This window comes from Alteromonas gilva, assembly GCF_028595265.1.
In the GTDB taxonomy this organism is placed as follows: Bacteria; Pseudomonadota; Gammaproteobacteria; order Enterobacterales; family Alteromonadaceae; genus Alteromonas; species Alteromonas gilva.
On the sequence record NZ_JAQQXP010000001.1, the window covers coordinates 1167436 to 1185579 of the forward strand.

General features: G+C 47.3%; 19 protein-coding genes, 1 tRNA gene and 1 pseudogene. 12 read left to right on the plus strand and 9 right to left on the minus strand.

The window, feature by feature from the left end; genetic code table 11:
• Position 1: 1 nt before the first annotated feature.
• Positions 2–2365: a TonB-dependent receptor gene (locus OIK42_RS05190; RefSeq protein WP_273638913.1), complete on the plus strand. Its 2364-nt coding sequence runs from the start codon at positions 2–4 to the stop codon at positions 2363–2365.
• 329 nt (positions 2366–2694) lie between these two features.
• On the opposite strand, the gene trhA is transcribed toward OIK42_RS05190, so the two are convergent.
• Complete coding sequence (gene trhA / locus OIK42_RS05195) at positions 2695–3570, minus strand: PAQR family membrane homeostasis protein TrhA (protein WP_273638914.1); 876 nt, start codon at positions 3568–3570, stop codon at positions 2695–2697.
• 194 nt (positions 3571–3764) lie between these two features.
• Here trhA and OIK42_RS05200 point away from each other — a divergent pair, with 194 nt between their 5' ends.
• On the plus strand, positions 3765–4805 hold the full coding sequence (locus OIK42_RS05200) for an extracellular catalytic domain type 1 short-chain-length polyhydroxyalkanoate depolymerase (protein WP_273638915.1): 1041 nt from the start codon (positions 3765–3767) through the stop codon (positions 4803–4805).
• Positions 4806–4967: 162 nt separating this feature from the next.
• Here the strand turns inward: OIK42_RS05200 and OIK42_RS05205 are convergent, their stop codons facing one another.
• A complete protein-coding gene (locus OIK42_RS05205; RefSeq protein ID WP_273638916.1) occupies positions 4968–5999 on the minus strand; it encodes a zinc-binding alcohol dehydrogenase family protein in 1032 nt (343 codons plus the stop codon).
• A 374-nt stretch (positions 6000–6373) separates the two neighbouring features.
• Positions 6374–6450: transfer RNA gene (locus OIK42_RS05210), tRNA-Ile, on the minus strand.
• Between the two features lie 266 nt (positions 6451–6716).
• Between OIK42_RS05210 and OIK42_RS05215 the strand changes: the two genes are divergently transcribed.
• A complete protein-coding gene (locus OIK42_RS05215; RefSeq protein WP_273638917.1) occupies positions 6717–7046 on the plus strand; it encodes a hypothetical protein in 330 nt (109 codons plus the stop codon).
• Positions 7047–7141: 95 nt separating this feature from the next.
• Here the strand turns inward: OIK42_RS05215 and OIK42_RS05220 are convergent, their stop codons facing one another.
• Positions 7142–7804, minus strand: coding sequence for a hypothetical protein (locus OIK42_RS05220; protein ID WP_273638918.1), 663 nt, complete (start codon positions 7802–7804; stop codon positions 7142–7144).
• Between the two features lie 310 nt (positions 7805–8114).
• Here OIK42_RS05220 and OIK42_RS05225 point away from each other — a divergent pair, with 310 nt between their 5' ends.
• The 7 genes from OIK42_RS05225 to OIK42_RS05255 all read left to right on the plus strand — a co-directional run bounded on the left by OIK42_RS05225 (position 8115) and on the right by OIK42_RS05255 (position 13227).
• Positions 8115–8459, plus strand: a complete 345-nt coding sequence (locus OIK42_RS05225; protein WP_273638919.1) for a DUF3718 domain-containing protein — start codon at positions 8115–8117, stop codon at positions 8457–8459.
• Positions 8460–8522: 63 nt separating this feature from the next.
• A complete protein-coding gene (locus OIK42_RS05230) occupies positions 8523–9404 on the plus strand; it encodes a LytR/AlgR family response regulator transcription factor (protein ID WP_273638920.1) in 882 nt (293 codons plus the stop codon).
• A 121-nt stretch (positions 9405–9525) separates the two neighbouring features.
• Positions 9526–9891 (plus strand): CidA/LrgA family protein, encoded by a 366-nt coding sequence (locus OIK42_RS05235; RefSeq protein ID WP_273638921.1) that lies wholly within the window; start codon positions 9526–9528, stop codon positions 9889–9891.
• Positions 9891–10631 carry an LrgB family protein gene (locus tag OIK42_RS05240; RefSeq protein WP_273638922.1) on the plus strand — a complete coding sequence of 247 codons (741 nt, stop codon included), beginning with the start codon at positions 9891–9893 and terminating at the stop codon, positions 10629–10631. The genes OIK42_RS05235 and OIK42_RS05240 overlap by 1 nt, the downstream gene beginning before the upstream one ends.
• A gap of 129 nt (positions 10632–10760) precedes the next feature.
• Positions 10761–11759 (plus strand): response regulator, encoded by a 999-nt coding sequence (locus OIK42_RS05245; protein ID WP_273638923.1) that lies wholly within the window; start codon positions 10761–10763, stop codon positions 11757–11759.
• On the plus strand, positions 11759–12253 hold the full coding sequence (locus OIK42_RS05250; protein ID WP_273638924.1) for a PAS domain-containing protein: 495 nt from the start codon (positions 11759–11761) through the stop codon (positions 12251–12253). Before OIK42_RS05245 ends, OIK42_RS05250 begins: the two co-directional genes overlap by 1 nt.
• A 176-nt stretch (positions 12254–12429) precedes the next feature.
• On the plus strand, positions 12430–13227 hold the full coding sequence (locus OIK42_RS05255) for a DUF2884 family protein (protein WP_273638925.1): 798 nt from the start codon (positions 12430–12432) through the stop codon (positions 13225–13227).
• A 14-nt stretch (positions 13228–13241) separates the two neighbouring features.
• Here the strand turns inward: OIK42_RS05255 and OIK42_RS20455 are convergent, their stop codons facing one another.
• From OIK42_RS20455 to zapD, 5 genes and pseudogenes are all read right to left on the minus strand, one after another.
• Positions 13242–13649 (minus strand): methyl-accepting chemotaxis protein, encoded by a 408-nt coding sequence (locus OIK42_RS20455; protein WP_510166950.1) that lies wholly within the window; start codon positions 13647–13649, stop codon positions 13242–13244.
• A gap of 123 nt (positions 13650–13772) precedes the next feature.
• Positions 13773–14546 (minus strand): annotated as a pseudogene (locus OIK42_RS20460) (PAS domain-containing protein); the annotation flags it as partial.
• Between the two features lie 422 nt (positions 14547–14968).
• Positions 14969–15832, minus strand: a complete 864-nt coding sequence (locus OIK42_RS05265; RefSeq protein WP_273638927.1) for an aspartoacylase — start codon at positions 15830–15832, stop codon at positions 14969–14971.
• Positions 15833–15845: 13 nt separating this feature from the next.
• Complete coding sequence (gene yacG, locus OIK42_RS05270) at positions 15846–16073, minus strand: DNA gyrase inhibitor YacG (protein WP_273638928.1); 228 nt, start codon at positions 16071–16073, stop codon at positions 15846–15848.
• A gap of 2 nt (positions 16074–16075) precedes the next feature.
• Positions 16076–16831: a cell division protein ZapD gene (zapD, locus tag OIK42_RS05275; RefSeq protein WP_273638929.1), complete on the minus strand. Its 756-nt coding sequence runs from the start codon at positions 16829–16831 to the stop codon at positions 16076–16078.
• 299 nt (positions 16832–17130) lie between these two features.
• Between zapD and OIK42_RS05280 the strand changes: the two genes are divergently transcribed.
• Both OIK42_RS05280 and OIK42_RS05285 read left to right on the plus strand, forming a co-directional pair.
• Positions 17131–17436 carry a DUF883 domain-containing protein gene (locus tag OIK42_RS05280; RefSeq protein WP_273638930.1) on the plus strand — a complete coding sequence of 102 codons (306 nt, stop codon included), beginning with the start codon at positions 17131–17133 and terminating at the stop codon, positions 17434–17436.
• A 15-nt stretch (positions 17437–17451) separates the two neighbouring features.
• The gene (locus OIK42_RS05285; RefSeq protein WP_273638931.1) at positions 17452–18102 is read left to right on the plus strand and encodes a hypothetical protein; all 651 of its coding nucleotides are present in this window, start codon (positions 17452–17454) and stop codon (positions 18100–18102) included.
• Positions 18103–18144: the final 42 nt, after the last annotated feature.

The window sequence follows — 18144 nt, forward strand, 5'->3', positions numbered from 1 at the left end:
CATGTGCACCACCAGTGTAAGTAGGAAGAACACCACACTTTTTAATTATTCGGCTGTAGCCCTGTGCTTGTCGGCGCTGTTGCAGCCCGTTCAGGCACAACAACAAGAACAGGAAAAGTCAAATAAGAGTACTGATAAGTTATTTGAAACCATCGAAGTGACCGCCCGTAAGCGGGTGGAGTCGATTCAGGACGTGCCGGTCTCAATTACCGCTTTTGGCGAAAGTCAGCTTGATGCGATGAAATTTCGCAATATGAACGATTTGTCGGTCGGTATCGCAAACGTCATGCTGGACGACGTAGGTACCGCCAGAGGTGTGGCGAACTTTTCGATTCGCGGCCTGGGCATTAACAGTTCGATTACCTCTATTGATCCTACGGTTGGGGTGTTCATTGATGGGGTGTTCATTGGCACCAATGGTGGTGTAGTGGTTGATATGTTTGATATCGCCAGGATAGAAGTGCTGCGCGGTCCACAGGGCATTTTGTTTGGCCGTAATGTTACCGGTGGCGCCATATTGATTACCACCAGGCAGCCCGAAGATGTGGTGAGCGGCAAAGTGCGCGCATCGGTAGCAGGCGGTGGCCCGGGTGGTTTAAATAAAACGGTGCAGGGGGCCATTAATATTCCACTGGCGGATAACCTCTACACCAAACTATCGGTGTATCACAATGATGATGACGGTTGGTTTGAAAACAAATTTGATGGCAGTGATCATGGTGCGGTAAAACAAACCCTAATCCGCTCGACAACCCTCTGGGAACCCACCAGCGATCTCAGTTTTACCTTAAAATATGAAAATCTGGATTTAGATGGTGACGGCCCGTCTGGCCAGAACCATGTGAACGGGATGGGTATCAGCCCGACCCTGGCATTTTCTGGTGGTCATCCGCTGGCGCCTTACGCGGTGACGTTTGACCGTGATAGTTTCGATATTGCCATTAACGAACCGGGATATCAGCAAATCGAGACTGACTTGTTATCGCTGAATATGGACTGGGATGTGGGGGGCGGCACCATGACCTACATTTTTGGCTGGCGTGACTATTACTCGCCAACCCGCGGCGACATCGACGCTCAACCATTTACCCTGTTCCATTCCAATTCATGGACGACCAGTGAGCAATTCAGCCACGAACTGCGCTTTAACAAAGATATAGGCAAAGCCAATGTCACAGCAGGGCTTTACCACTACACCAATGACATGCTGTATCACGAACGTCGTGAGTTACCGTTAACCACGGTGATGGCAGATATTAATGCCGACGGCACGCCGGATTTACTGGCAGCCGGTATTTATCAGGATGGCGGTGGTCTGCATGATACCAAGAGTGTAGGGGCTTTCACGGCGGTTGATTATGACTTGTCTGAGCAATGGACGGTGTCAGCCGGGCTACGCTATACGCGCGAAGAAAAAAGCGTGCAAATCGCGTCGATGAATTTGAACGTGAGCAGTATTAATTCTGGCTTTATCATTCCCCAGGGACCGGTTTGTAATATTTACGAATCCAATGACTGCGTATTTGACTTTACCGACAATAAAACCTGGAGCAACGTGTCACCCAAAGTCGGCGTTCGTTACGAACTCGATAGTGACACCAATCTCTTTGCCAGCTGGTCGAAAGGATTTCGTTCAGGGGGCTATAACCTGCGTAACACCGCTGACATCAGCACGCCTGAGTTGAAAGAGGCCAACGGCCCGGGTCCATTTGATGAAGAAGAAGTTAATAACTACGAAGTGGGTTATAAGGGCGATACTGAGTGGGGCCGTTTTAATGCCGCCGCATTCATCACTAAAATAGATGATATGCAACGCGAGGTGAGCTTACCGGCACCGGATGGCTCGCTGGTACAAATCATCAAAAACACCGCAGAAGCGACCCTCACCGGGATTGAATTTGACGGCATGGTGCGCATTACCAGTAACCTGGTTGCAATGTTTAATTTAGGCTTGATTGACGCCGAGTACGATGAGGTGATTTACGATCTCAATGGCGATGGTGTGGTGGATGGTGACGACAAAGCGCTGGAAATTCCCCGCGTGCCTGAAGTGACCTACAGCGTTGGGCTCAACTATGACCATGAAATCGTTGATTGGGGCATACTAACCAGCCGTATTAACTATTCGTATCGGGATAAAACGTTCTACACCGATAACAACCTGGGTTACATCGACGATCAGAAGATCCTCAATGCCGGCCTGGATTTTGAAACGGAAGACATGTCGTGGGTGGTAAGTATTTTTGGTAAAAATCTGCTCAACGATGTAAAACAGGGCAATGATACCCAGCTTAGCTTTGGTACCTTCTCGCCACTGGCAAAAGGCCGCGAGATTGGCGTAGAAGTGACGTACTACTTTCAATAACAGTTAACGAAGGTTCTACACCTTAACAGACAGCGCGCGTGGCATCATCCATGCGCGTTTTTTGTGGTGAAAAATGCAGTCGGTAATTCGAGCAGGTCTGTGATTTATACCGACGGTAGATAGCCTTAGAAGTTATGTTCCCGATAGCGTTAACCAACGCAAGCATTGGGGGTTAACCAGGCTGTAAACGTGATGGTCGATTCCGCTAAGCAACACGCCCATGCGTTAGCAGGCCTCTTTATGGAATCGCTGTCCTTCGATCAGCAGCTTTTAACTTATTATTTTAATTCGGGTGTCCTGGCAGTAAAATATTCACGATGATCGTAAATCTATTCATTAAGGTGGTAAAAGTCTTCTCTATAATATTTAACTTTAATATTTTTGGGTTTAAGTTTTTCTGGAAATTCTTTTTTAATCCAAGCTTCAATGTCGTTAAATATTTCTTCTTTTGTGTAGGATTTAAAGATAATGTTTTCCGTGGTGAATTTAGCCCAAATAAAATTAGGGTAATATTTTACAATAAGCACTAGCCTTGAACTTATTGGGATCTGTGAAAGTGTATAAATACCATAGAGATGCACAAGAGCAGCGGCAGAAACAAAGAGATGAAAAATTTCGTGAGCGTGAATAACTCCCTCTATTGGATTTGGCCATCTTAAAAAGTCGATTAGGGCACCTAAGGTATAAATAATACCACCCAGAAAAATTATTTTAACTGTTGCTATATGAATGTCTTTTACAAACCAAACTGTCAATAAACTCATCCACCCCATCCCTATAAAAAATGATAAGATCAACCACTCGGGCATTTCTTCAAAATAGATTGCAGTTAATGTAAGTCCGGTAACCGCCAGGATCCAAATAAGAATGAGGGTCAACCAACGTTTATAGCCTCTTAAAAGGATTATTTGAAAAGGAGTAAAAGAGCCACTTATCATTAAATAAATGCCAGAGTGGTCCAAAATTTGTAGAACAAAATTACCTAGACTGCCATTTTCCAACAGATGATATACTCCGGACATGGAAAAAAGAAAAACAGCACAAAATACATATAAACTGATCCCGGAAACTCGCAATGTATTTCCACGGGAATCAAAAATAATTTTAAGTCCGACGATTAGAAAAATAACAGCTGTGATTAAGTGGCTCAAAGAGCTTATTGGTTCAGAAAGTCCGAGGATAGGTACAATTTGTTGTTTAAGCATTAATTAAGGTTAACCTATCGCTTAAATTTAATCTATGATGATTTAATTAATTGATTTGAAATCAATGGTATGTATTTTTTTATGTGTAAATGGAGATTTTAATTCAACGTTTTTTGATACGAATGATGTAATAACAAGCTCTTTCACCTGCTTTTTATACTCTCAGACAAGGGAGTGTGATAGTATCTGTGTAAGTGGCATTCTTATTTTTGTTGAAAAATACAGAAAGCCAATATCAGACAAACTTCTCGATCAGCTCCTTGATAGCTGTGAGGCATCCGATGACACCATCGCATAATATCAGTCATCTTTGTGCCCTTGAAAATTTTGGCTCAAATCCCGGCGCACTGCGTGCAGATATTTATATTCCAAGAAATTTCCCAAAAAACGGCCCGCTTGTCATTGTCTTGCATGGCAGCACACAGTCAGCCGAGATTTATAACATCGGGTCGGGCTGGTCCACACTTGCTGATGAATGCGGAATAGCGTTGTTGTTTCCGGGACAAAGGCGGTCTAATAACCCGCTTGGCAGTTTTAACTGGTTTGAGAGCGTCAATAGTCAGCGCGGCGCTGGCGAACCGCTGTCTATCAGTCAGATGATCAAGCAGGTAGTTGAAGAGCATCATGTCGATCCTTCCCGAGTGTTTATCACCGGAATGTCATCGGGCGGTGCCATGACGTCTGTGATGCTTGCTACCTATCCGGAAGTATTCGCGGGAGGAGCGATCATCGCGGGGCTACCCTATCGCAGCGCAAATAATATGATGGAAGCATTCGCTCGCATGAAGGGGTTTGGAGGTCCATCGGATAAGAAGCTAAACGCATTGGTACGTGGCGCTTCGAAGTCGAACGGCCCTTGGCCAACTATCTCTATCTGGCATGGCGACAAGGATACGACTGTTGATAGCTCGAATGCCGATGCCATCGCCCGGCAGTGGCAAAAGATCCATCAAGTCGAAGGAGCGCCAACACGTGTGGAGACGGTCAACGGCTTTCCCCGAAAGGTGTGGTGCAACCGCGATGGGCGAGTGTTAATTGAGGAATATACCATTGCGGCAATGGGTCATGGCACGCCGATCAGTGCAAAAGGTATCGAAGGACTTGGTGAGCCTGGAAAATACATGCTGGATGTTGGCATTTCATCAACCCGTCTTATAGCCAATTTCTGGGGGTTAACCCAGCCTGAGACAGCTGGCGTAACACAAAAAATAAGAACCACGAGCTCGTGTCTATAGCCTTTTAACCTGGTTAGTCACACCGGCAATCACTGGCGGAATGGCTCAATCAGTAGCTAAATGCTGCGCGTCTGCATATGCGCAGAGTGGGTGTCTTAAGATGCTTAAACTGGCAGTGCGTGAGTACTGTATGTGTACTCACGATGCCATTGTTAACTTAAACTAGTTAAAACCTTCTAACACTATCTTGCCTATTGAGCTCCCTGACTCGAGGATTTCGTGTGCTTTTAATATATTTTTGGCATTAATAGCCCCAAGGTTCTGGTTAACTGTGGTTTTGATGATGCCTTTGTCGATTAAGCTTGACACTTCGGTTAACAGTTGATGCTGGGCTATCATATCGTCGGTTTTAAACATGGAGCGGGTAAACATAAACTCCCAGTGCAGCGACAAACTTTTGCGTTTTAATTTGATGATGTCCAACGATTTGGGATCATCAATTAAGGCAATTTTGCCCATCGGTTTTAACACACTGACATAATCATCTAAATAAGTGTCTGAGTGGGTTAAGCTTGCGACATGCGTGACCGCACCAATATCCAAAGCTTCAATTTGGTCAACTAACGGTTTGCTGTGATCGATAACGTAATCTGCCCCCAGAGATTTGACCCAGGCTTGCGTTGACTGGCGTGATGCCGTGGCAATGACCGTTACATTGGTGAGCTGTTTAGCCAGTTGGACCATAATGGAGCCAACGCCACCCGACGCACCTACAATTAGTAATACGTCATTACTCTCTTGTTGCACGCCTGCCTGTGGATATTTTTCCAGCGCTAAATGTTCAAATAATAGCTCCCAGGCCGTGATGCTGGTTAACGGCATAGCCGCCGCTTCTGAGTCACTTAAACTCTTGGGTTTGTGCGCGACGAGGCGCTCATCAACCAGTTGATACTCGGCATTGCAGCCTTGCCGATTTAAATCACCGGCATAAAAGACCCTGTCACCCGGAGAAAATAATGTGACATCGTCACCGGTTGCGATCACTTCACCCACCGCGTCCCAACCTAAAACTTTATGGGAGTCGTCGGTCGATGAAACATTTTGCCGAATTTTAAAGTCGACGGGGTTAACGGCGATGGAGTGGACTTTAATAAGTAAGTCACGCCCAGTCGCGACAGGCTTCTCAAGTTCAATATCAACGAGGGAATCTGAACTTAATTCGGGTGAAGAGTGTTTGTAACCAACAGCTTTCATTTTATCTCCGCATAGTAATTTGTGTTAACTGGCATTCAGAATAGCGAGTGTATTATCAAATATAAACAGCGTAACGGTTTGCAAAGATCATTCTTGAGTTAATCGCAGGGTGCGTTCTCTGCAACTGGAAAGACTGTTGCAGGGAGTATTATGGTTTTGTAGAGGAATAGTAAAACCGTTGTATTTTGTTGGCCTCTCGCAGAGCCTCGGGTTGGAACTTCCGTGTTTACTTCAGATTCTTAAGTAATGAGAGTCGCAGGGCTGCACTTAGCGCGGTCTGTAAACGATGCCGGTAGTAATGCAAAAAAAGCAAGAGAATATCTGGCTAACCCAGGCTTTATCAGCAGTCACTTTTGATGAAAAGAAGCAAGAAATGGTGGCCCCACCCTGACTCGAACAGGGGACCTAACGATTATGAGTCGTGTGCTCTAACCAACTGAGCTATAGGGCCATTCAGAGAGTTGTTATGCGCTGTTTTCACAGGCGGGCGCAAGTATAAGCAGTTTTTTTATCGTTGTCACCCCATGTTGTAACGAGTTGATGTATTATTATACTGATAACGAAGAATATTACCCAAACAACAGATAAATTTGGTTAAGGCAGTATTTTCGTTACTGACGTGACACGAGCAAGGTGCAAATAGTGTAAGAGTCTGCTATCTTTCAGCTACTTAAGTGTTCGTTAGCCATGGCTTGGCATTTGTATTGGGAGATAACAATGACTGAAAAGCCTTTTTTGATCAGTGGCCGCAATACCATTATCCATAAAATCCGGAAATTTGATTTGCTGCTTATTAATGGCGACGATGTGCCGCCGGTTGTTGTCACCTTTCGGGGTATAAAACAGTACGAAGGTAAAATTCCTGAAAACAAGCGTGAAGCTAAAATGATGGATATGGAGCTGGTTGATGTTACCGCAAGCGATGTGTTTGGTGACGAGAAAACCCTCATCTTTGTACAAACGCTGAACGGTAAAGAGTATAAAATCGATTACTCCAAAGCTGGAACCTCGTTATTTATCCGGGTTCATCAGGACAGTATTTTTTAACATCGGCCATTGTACTGCAGCGTTGGTGAAAACCACTACGCTGCCAGCCTTTCGACCTAATCAGTAATGTTAGGTTGCCGGATACTATTGTATTGCTAACCCAGGTTTCCCCAGCCAAGCGGGTTTATTGAATTATATCCCTTTATTTTCTTCGGTCGGCCCTTAAGCTGCACATACTGTGGGGCGAAAATATCAAACTGACAAATATCCTTGGGGGTGGTTTCTGAAGGATTAACGTCGGAAACGATACCGGCATAGCGTAGCCCCTCAGCCACCAGTTCTGAACAAAACCATTGATTGAGCTTTTTGCGGTTGTAGGTTAGCCAGTTAAACCAGCGATGATCATCAAACACGTCGATGGCGGCACCAAATAATTGCCACACATCATACCCCTTACCATGTTGTTGGTGCAGAAAGTCATGAAAGTGTTGCCAGTTATCCTGTAACTGCGCTTTTGCGTTATTGTGCAGGGGTAACCACCAGACATCTCCCTGGTAATGCTTAACCCGCTCGCTCACGTAGTTATACATGACGCCTTTTTTACCTTTAATCGACGTTGCCTCGATCATGGTTAAATCGTGGCGCCCCTGCTCTGTGGAATGGATGGCCGGGGTATCGACCACCAGTGCCGTATGGGTGACCTGAGCACGGGTGGTAAATTTAGTCCAGCGAGAAAATAAGCTGGTGCCGCCAAACGCAATAATGTCGCCGGGCGCTATCAGGTGTTTAATGTCATGGTAGTGTTGTTGGCTAAGCATACAGTTCCGTTTGCTGCTGAGCTACTTAAGTGAAAGCATTATGGCGGTCATTTAAACCCGCATGCTGCTCCCCTTGCTCCCTCGCAGTGCCATTGAATGTTACAAAGTGTGTGGTACACACGACTAAACCCAGTCGTTTCCCGACCGTTTAACTGCAGTTATATCCCGTTTGTCGCAAAATCTCAAATACACATGTTTTTAACGTTTTGATCGCAACCTTTTGATGCGCTGAGCCTACTGTATAGGTGCAAAAGGAAGAATTCTGATTGTTTCTTCCTTCATTGGTAAGCAGCAATTTGAGGATAGCATCATGCAAGTAATTAACAGAATAGTTCGGTCAGCAGTAGTGGTAGGTTTTGGTTCGGTAATGGCATTAAGCAGTGCGTCTGCTGTGCAGGCAGCGCCACTATCAAAAGATATGGAAGACAAGCTGGTTGCCGTATGTCAGGCCATTAAAGACGATAACCGACTGGCGTTGCGACGCGCAGTAGACCGCAGCGGGGTGAAATATACGCAACTGGCCCGGGGGTTGGTTTGTGATGGTATGGATATGTATAGCTTTGCCATGCATCACGGCGCAGATAAAACGGGCAGTATTATTGCCGAGCGAACCCGTCTTGATGAGCAGTACAAAGGTATGATGGCCAGGCTGTAACGATTATCCCACCCTGGAGTTGGGGCTGTGTTGCAGCAGCCCCTTTTTTAATCGGAGCAACGAATGACTCAACACGCTTTACCGGAACACAGTGTGCGCTTTATTGCCAAACCGAGCGCTGCTATTGATAAGTTTGCGCAGAGTTTGCCGCAGCTATTGCCGGTTTCGTTTGAGTTTGACTACACCGACGACCTTCAGGAAGCCATCATTGCGCAATTAACGGCGTGTTCGGGTCATTACGGTTATCATAACGATGGCAAGGCAGAGTCCGGTCCGCGGTTAAACATTGTTGTGGTCGACGACAGTTCCATGGAGGAACTGCTCAACGTTGGCAGACACGGTGTGCTGAGCTTAATGTGTGGCTGGTCAAATCAGGATGCCATTAACGCGTTCGAGGCCGGGATCAGTGCTTATTATAGCCTGGAGGCTTCAGCAGAAGTCAGAGGTAAGCAGTTAGCTAAGCTTGTTAAGCAGTATCAGGTGCGTGTTGAGGCGCTTAAATGGCGGCTGGCGAGCGAACAACTTATTCGCCAGCGCGCCTGCTCTCAATCGCGTTTGTTGTCCGAACTCACCCGGCAAAAAACACGCTATGCCTCACCTGATCATCACATCGCGCTGCGCTGTGGTGCTGATTGGGAATATGTACACTGGCAGAGTATTCGCTACGTTGAGGCCGCCGGTGACTACATGTGTGTGCACACTCAGGAAGAAACCCTGGTTGTGCGCTCAACGTTAACCGAATTAGCACAACGCCTGCCGGAGGATGCATTTACCCGGGTCAACCGCTCAATCATTGTCAATACGTTCTACGTGAAGCGGCTGGTGCAGCTTAACGCGCGGGCCAATTATGTCGAATTACGCGACGGTAGCCGGCTAAAAATAAGTCGCCGCTTAATGCCGCATTGCCACCGCAGTCTGGCTGCTGTTATCGGTAACCCGGCATAAGGTCATCATCGCGTCGTTGTGTTATACAATCAGCGCGTGTCGCGGGTCTAAGACTGAAGTCTTCTTTTGTTTTCTGTTAATCTCGTTACTATTCCGCTCTTTCGTTTTATGTGTGAACCTTATGCAACAACTTACAGCGAGTATGGCAGGTTGGTTAGTCATTATTGCCTGCTATTTAGTTGGCGAGTTTTTAGTACTGGTGTTTAACGCACCAGTGCCTGGCGCCCTCGCAGGGCTGCTTATATTGCTGACTATCCTGTTACTGCGTCAGCGCTCAACACCGGCAATTAGTCGTGCTGCGCAGCCGCTGCTCACGCACATGTCGGTGCTATTTGTGCCGGCGGTCATTGGGGTAGGGTTATTCTGGGATATTGTGCTGTCAAATGTGCTGGGCATTACACTGGCACTGGTGGTTACCACTGTTGTCAGTTTAGGCCTCACTGGCTGGGTGGCGCAATGGCTGCTCGATAAGCGCGGGCAAAACTAATGTTAAGGGCCGAGCTGGCAATTTCTCAAATCGGTGCACGTCTGCAAGCAGTGGCTGAACAGAGCTTAACCGCCAGTGCGGGCCTGTGGCTGGCCGCTACACTGCTGTTCTACTTCATTGCGTTGCAGCTCTTTCGCCGTTGTGGCGGGCATCCGCTGTTGCACCCGCTTTCTCTTACTGTTTGTGCAGTGGCTGCAGTGATGTGGATAACCGGCACCAGTGCTGCCCAATATCGCCACGATGCAGCTCTACTGCAATGGTTACTCGGGCCGGCGACGGTTGCTTTGGCGGTGCCGATGTTTAACCAGTGGCAAAAGATCAAAAGTTTGGGCGCACCTTTATTGCTTAGTGTGGCCGTTGGTGGCATCGTAGCGCCGATGCTGGCCTGGGGCGTTATTTATCTCACCCATGCGCCGCTGGCGATTCAAATGACCATGCTGGTAAAGTCGATTACCAGTCCGCTGGCCATGGAAACCGGTGCCGCCATTGGTGGCGTACCGGCATTAGCGGCGGTATTCGTAATTGTCACCGGTATCGTAGGCGCCGTGGCGGCGCCAGTCACGTTTAAAACGCTGACGGTTAAGCTCCCTGAGGCCCAGGGCGTAGCGTTAGGCGCCGTGTGTCATGCCGTTGGTACGGCTAAGGCATTGCAAACCGGTCCGGTGCAAGGTGCGCTGGCAACGGTGGGATTGTGTATCAATGGCATTTTTACTGCGCTGGTTTTGCCGCTGTTGTTTTAAAAGCGCGCAGTGATGTGGCAGTTAAACTGCGCCTTTTTATTGATTTTTGGCGGTCTGCTGCTATTTGTTAAAGAGCGTGCTTAACGCGATATCCTGTTACGGCACTTTAAATTCTCAATGTGGACAGCCATGTACTCTGTATTAATCTGTGATGACTCGCTGGTAGCTCGAAAGCAAGTAGCCAAATGTTTGCCGCAAGATTGGAACGTGGCCATTCATTTTGCCAAGCATGGTGGTGAAGCCATTGACGCCCTTACCGCTGGTAAAGGGCAGTTGCTGTTGCTCGACCTGAATATGCCGGTGATGGATGGTTATGAAACACTGCGTACCATTAGTGAGCGGCGCCTCAACACTCAGGTGATTGTTGTGTCTGGCGATGTGCAGCCGGAAGCCTACGAGCGGGTAAAGCAGCTTGGCGCATTGGACTTTATTCGTAAGCCGGTCAACGCCGCAGAGCTGCTTGAGGTCATGACCCGGCATAAACTGCTTGATGCAGATAAAGCCGATGAAGACAGTGAATTTCCGCCTCTGGATCCGGAAATCCGTGACTGCTATCAGGAAATTACCAATATTGCCATGGGACGTGCCGGTGATCACCTGGCGCGTACGTTGAATGTGTTTGTTCATTTACCCATTCCTAACGTTAACCTTATCGAAGTGTCAGAGCTTCATATGCTGCTCAGCGACATTGAAACCCACGAGCAGGTGAGCGCCGTGTGTCAGGGGTTCGTAGGGCCCGGAGTACAAGGGGAGGCGCTGTGTATTCTCAGCGACTCCAGTTTGGGCGATGTGGCTAAAATTTTGAACGTCACCGGCGAGGTTGACGATCAGAAACAGCTTGAGTTGCTCATGGATGCGGCGAGTATTCTGATCGGCACCTGTTTGAGCGGTATTGCCGAACAGCTCGACATCAGTTTTGCACAGGGGCAGCCGGTGGTTTTGGGGCAGCACCGTAATATTACCGAGATCATTGCCACCAATAAGCTCAAATGGAAACGCACACTGGCAATTGAAATTTCCTACGGTCTGGAAGGTTACAACGTCGTGTGTGAACTCATATTGCTCTTTACCGAGAATTCAATGACCACGATGAATTATAAGCTGGCTCACTTGTTGGAGGATTTTTAATGTCGAAAGACGCCCTCGATGATGTTCTTGAGTTTCATTGGATCATAGACATGCTGCAAACGGTGGATGTCGGCATTGTTGTATTAGACCGCCAGTTTCGGGTAAAAATGTGGAACGGCTTCATGGAAAGCCACAGCGGCATGCTGCCATCCGACGTGCGCGATAAAACCTTATTCAGCTTATTCCCCGATATTAACCCAGAGTGGTTTGGGCAAAAAGCCAAGCCGGTTTTCGAGCTGAAAACCCGCGCCTTTATGCTGTGGGAGCAACGCCCCTACCTGTTTAAATTTTCAAACTATCGTCCTATTACCGGCACCGAAGAGTTTATGTATCAGAATATCATTTTGTCTCCGTTGGTCTCAGCCACCGGCAAGGTCGAACATATCAGCATGATGATTTACGACATGACTGATATTGCCTCGGGTAAAAAGCAACTCGAAGCCTTGCAGGTATTGCAAAGCGAAGAAAGCGAGCGCGGTGGCTCGCCGTTCTGAAGATGCTGCTGCGTTTCTCGCTATAATGTGACGTATTTTTGCGACTAACCACCGCGCATTGCAGCAGCCCTGGCATTGGCCCACATTAACGACACTGTTCAGCCTGATTTTTAGTGCTCTGGTCTAAAGCGACTTTTCATTTATCGTTTTGCTCTCACAATATCGGTATGAAAAGTATGTGCAGAATTCTATTATTAGTGCTGTGTGTTGCTGGTAGCGCTGTATCGCAACCGGTGGCGGCGCACTATTCATGCGATGTAGACTTAAACTACGGCGTGGTGGTAGAGGGCGAGCGAATTCGTGTTCTCAAAGACTACTTCACCGTATATCAGATTAACCATCAGCAGCAACTGTTTGTTGGCGGCAACTGGCTCAAGCTGGATGATCAGCAAGCCCGTTTAGTCACCGACTATGCCACAGGCCTGCATGCCGTGATCCCGCAAGTAACCTTGCTGGCCACAACCGGTATAGATTTAGCCGCTGAGTCAGTTGAGCAAATGTTTACCTCACTATTGGGCAATGAACACGATAGTTACGAAAAGCTCAATGCGGCAATGAAACATATCAAAAAAATGGTGCGGGTGAAATTTCGTTATAAGCACACATTTTACTATCTTGGTCCAAGCTACATAGAAGAGCTTGAGGAGTTCGAAGACAATGAACTCATGGCGCCGTTATCGAAAACCTTAACCACCTCGGTAGGCAGTATACTCACCATGCTCGGCGCGATGGACTCCGACAGATTTGTTGTCGATGAAGTTGAAATGGCAACCATTAATGAGCGCCTGGCACACTACGCCGCCACGTCAGACTCAATAGGCCCGCCAGCGCTCACGACTTTGCCTGAAAAGGCCCGGTGGTATTGCGACTTTTTCGTCAAACTTGACGGCATGGAACAGCAAATGAAGCGCGCAATTCCGGAACTTGCCGAGATTGATCTCATCACCTTGCCTCAACATCAGGAGTCAAATTAAGCCATACGTAAACGCTACTTCAGTATTGACGAAACCGATTGAGAAACATTCACTGCGCCAACATGTATTTCGTGCATTACATTTTGCACCTGAGCAATTTTGTCGTTAGTTTCTTCTACGTTCCGCTTAACGCTTAGCATCTGCCCTGAAGCTGTTTGTGATAACTCTTTATTTTCGTTGACGACCAATTCTATTTCGACAGTGGACGAACTGGTGCGGCTGGCAAGTTGTCGCACTTCGTCTGCGACCACGGCAAAGCCGCGTCCCTGATCACCCGCTCTGGCAGCTTCAATTGCAGCATTAAGGGCAAGCAGGTTGGTTTGTTCAGCAATTGAGCGAATTGTTGAGACAATATTCTCAATTTTGTGCGATTGCTCGTTGAGCTTCTGCATCAGGCCGTTGGTAGTATCAACATCACGCATAGCATCTGTGGAGGCTGTCACTGACGTACGTAATAGCTCTGTACCCTGTTGCGCAATTTGGGCCGTTTCCTCTGCGGTGGCAAATGACAAGTCTGCCGCTTCAGCTATCAGTTGTTTTTCTTTAACCTGATGGGTAACGTTGCTGGCAAACTTCACCACTTTCGTTACGGTACCGTTGCTATCGAATATGGGGTTATAACTGGCTTCAAGCCAAATGCTGTCACCCTGGCTATTCTTACGTTCGTAAAGACCCTGAGCATAATTGCCTTTGCCAAGAGAGGCCCAAAAATTTGGATTTTCCCTCAGAAATTCTTCTGTGCAGAATAGTCGATGATGCTGTCCCTTAATTTGTTCGAGCCTGTAACCGACTGTTTCGAGGAAGTTCTGGTTAGCCTCAATTATGGTACCGTCAGGCATAAATTCAATTACCGCCATGGATTTATCCAACGCAGTACTGACGGCTTGTAAGCTTTCTTTTTCTACCACCTTTTGCGTGACGTCATAGGCAATTTTGAATACTGAACGCACGGAACCACGCTGATCTAATACCGGTATGTATGTCGCCTCCAGCCATACTATATCGCCATTGGCTTTCTTACGTTTAAAGGTTCGGCTTTGTTTTTCACCAGTATTGAGCTGCTGCCAGAATTGCTGATATTCGGGGGAGGATGCAGTATCACCAACGCAAAATATCCGGTGGTGTTCGCCGATAATATCATTTTTAGCGTAACCCATTAGCGACAAGAACTCATCGCTTGCGTTGATAATCGTGCCGTTGGGAGAAAACTCAATGCTCGCAACGTGTTGATTAATTGAATTAATTAATTGTTGCTGAAAGTCAATGACGTTTTGTTTTTCAGTCACCTGGACTTTATGTTTTGCTGCTGATACTAACACTAGTTATTCTCCAAAAATCAAATTGAAGAAACCATCTCTGTAATACTGTAAAGCTCTTCCCTGAAGATAACGATGCAATACTTGTGGCCTTCGTTATCTGCGGTTTCGAATTGTCCGAATCTTCAGTATGTAATTTGTTAATAGCGTCGCTCTACACCGCTTTCATTACAACATTCAGGACTGGCATAACTAAAAATAGCGCAATTATAAATTTTTACGTATTAACATTTAGTATGGTAAATGTGATGAGGGTGTCCTGAACAGGTGAATCAATATTCGAGACAGAGGACATGATTGAGCAGAGCACGCGCAAGGATTATATCCGCATACTGCTGTCGCATTTCGCAGCAGTATGCATGCCTCGTTGCGGCTCTATTGACAGACCGGGAGCGTCCGGTTTCGCAATATTGCCGCCTGGGCTATTACAGAGTGGCTTTAACTGCCGTGGCAAACGCGACGTGGAGTTTGTGATAGGCCGCTTCGTTGATAAAGTGAGGATATATGGTGTCACCCTCCCAGGTTTGCTCGTCGCTGTTAAACAGTTGAAAGACCGGGTCGCCGTGGTTGAGCGGTTGAAAATCCTTGTCTTGCAAAGCAGGGTGGATCATGGCTAAACGCTCTGAATCGCCGTCGAGCGGGTAGATAATGTTTTCGCCAAACCGAAATACCTCGCAGGCGGGCAGGCCAGGCACGTTTTGTTGATTGTATAAACCCACAAAATCCAAAACCGTTAATGCCATTTGGGCCGTGAGCGCGTAGGTGTCGGCGCGCAATAAGCCCTGGGGTTGGGCACCCACTTCTATCATAATACCGCGCTTACCAAGGGTGCACAGATAACCATGCTCGGCGGCAGGTTTCTCGTCTTCGACCAGTATATTCGCGGTTGGCATTTGTTGCTTTACGTATCGGGCCAACTGAGTGTGAAACTCATCGGTTTCGAGAATAATCAAAGTGGCGCCCATAGCGCTGGTCGTGTTGTGGATATCAATGAGTAAATCGATATTTGATGCGCCCTTTGGCCCCCATTGTTGATTAAGGGTGTGGGCAAGTTGCGCCTCAAGGCTTTCAGGTGTCTTACTTAATAGCGCCGGAGTGAACTGGCGGTTTAAGTCTTCTTCCACAAAACGGACATTGGCCTTCATCGCTGCTTTGTTTGCCAGGTAACAATCAATATTGAGCTTGCTGTAACCGGCGGGCAAACCAAAGCGTTGCCAGTTTTTAACGAGCTGAATACCACTTTGTTCGTTACCATGGGTTGCACCCACGAATGTAATATTACGGATCATGATTAATGCGTGCCTAATGTTTAAAAAAGTCGCTGTGCTGCTCACTGAGCATGGCTTCGATATCTTCAGGATCGATACCACTGTCCAGAGCAGAGTCTTGCACGGGCGTAGAGATGACTTTATCTTCGTCGGCCCATTCACCTAAATCTATGAGTTGGCATTTTTTACTGCAGAACGGGCGGTACTCACTGGCGGCAACCCATTCAACATCTTGCTGACATGTTGGACATTTTACTTTCATGATTAACACGCTGCTAATTCAAATTGGACATTTTGTTCGACGGAGCCAGACTGGCCGTCAGGTGGAGAATAATACATAAATCTAATGGCATACCGGTACTTATTTCCACTCAGCGTTGGAAAATAGTCAATATCGGTGGCGCAGCGAATGCGGACCAATTCGTTTTTCGCTTCAGAAACACCCTGATAAAAACCATTTGTTGCTTCAGTGCGCACAAAGGCCGCTCGTTCTCTTAAAAACGACAGGGCAATGCTGATGGCTTCCTCAGTGAGTGCGAAACACTCCGTCCATTGTTTAAGATCTTGCTGGCGCTGTGTAACAGGCCGGTTGATCCAATAGTGTAAGTTTGGCAAATCGAAACTACAGGTACCGCCGGGGATCGCAAAACGCTGTTTAATGCTGGCTAAAAATTTATCGTCGCGCAGCATAGCACTGATTTTTTTACTGCTTTTGAGTTTATCCCGCACGTTAATAATAGAGCGCAGGGTATGCTGTAAGGCGTCATTATCGATATTCGGTAGTTGCGACCAATGCACCAGGTTTTTTTCGTGGGCATCGAGATCTTTGAGAATATCAGTACGAATATCAATGCGCTCAAACAGGTCGAGCAGGGTAAAAAGTTGCTCAAAGAAATACAGCGCTAAACCCTCGTTCTGACCGGCTGCGCCCAGTTTAAGTTGGCTCATTAACTGCTCGATGCGCAGGTAGTTACGAACTTTTTCTTTCAAAGGGAATTCGTATACTGTGGAGTTAGACATTAAGTTCCTCTCAAATTATTCGTTCTAGACTACCAGTACGCCCTGAATTTTACCAATTGAATCAGCTGAGCAGCTCGACTTAACTGCGCTCGAATACTCAACACGAACACCTTTTAAACTGTTTGTAATTTAAGCCACCGAAAGCAAGAAGGAATTACATTGCTGCCCTGCAGATTTTACCTATAAATTATACAAGGCTTTGGGATTTATTTGAATAGTTATTAAATATCATTGGGTTAGCGTGTTGGAACAGAGGATGCATCATTCACTGTAGATTCATTAACCCAAAGGAGCTAACAATGGCTACTGCAAAATCTACAGGAAACGGTAAAGACAACCAAGGACATCCAATGACAGATAAATTGCAATCATCACTGCACGAATCGCTGGACACTATTGCTGAGAAGGCCGCGTCTGCAGAAGAATCGCTACGTAACTCCGCTTCAGCCTCGGCCGAAAATATGGCTGAACGCCGCCGTGCGGCGAAAGAAAAATGGTTAGGGTCAAGCGTACGTAACTACGCCGTTGAAAATCCGGTTGCGGCGGCGGGTATCACATTTGCAGCGGGTATGCTGGTCGCATCATTGCTCAAGAAAAGCAAATAGGATGACTAATCGCCCATGAGCAAATCAACGCATGGTAAGGACACGCAGCACACGTCTCAGCAGCGCCCCGATGGCGCTGCTGAGGCGCGTGCGTATGGGCAAGAGGCAGCCGGACAGAGGGCACAACCTACTGGTGACGCTCACTCGCGTGCGCAAAGCCCTGATGCCAATGCCACTGGTAAGGCCACGAGCGCCACTGACAAGGCCGCGAGCGGCAATGAATCGAGTGCCCAGTCGGGCACGGCCGGACAGGTCAAAGATGATATTTCGATACAGGAAGTCATTGATACTTTCAGCGACCTGATTGCAGCCAAAAAACTGCAATGGCAGGCCCAGTGGGCGCTCGTTGTGGCCGAGACGCGTTTGTTACGGCAGTCACTGTTCGTTACCGTGCTGGCCACCCTTGCAACTTTTGCTTTCTGCTTAGTGTGCTGGTTGATTGTTAATGTCGCTGCGGCAGTCATGCTGAGTAACTCAGGCATGCAACCGGCATTTGTGGCGCTGATACTCTTGGGAGTTAATGGTCTGCTAATGGGCGTGGCATGGCGCACTGCCAGATCGGCATTCAAGCACCTTACCCTTACGCCTCTCATTAACGCTGGCCGCGGCGAACCGGAATCACCCGGTTCAGCACGTGATGCACAAGCGCCAGAATCGCGACCTTAATCAGCGGGCGCTCAATGCCTGATAACGTGTGCACAGCGTTAT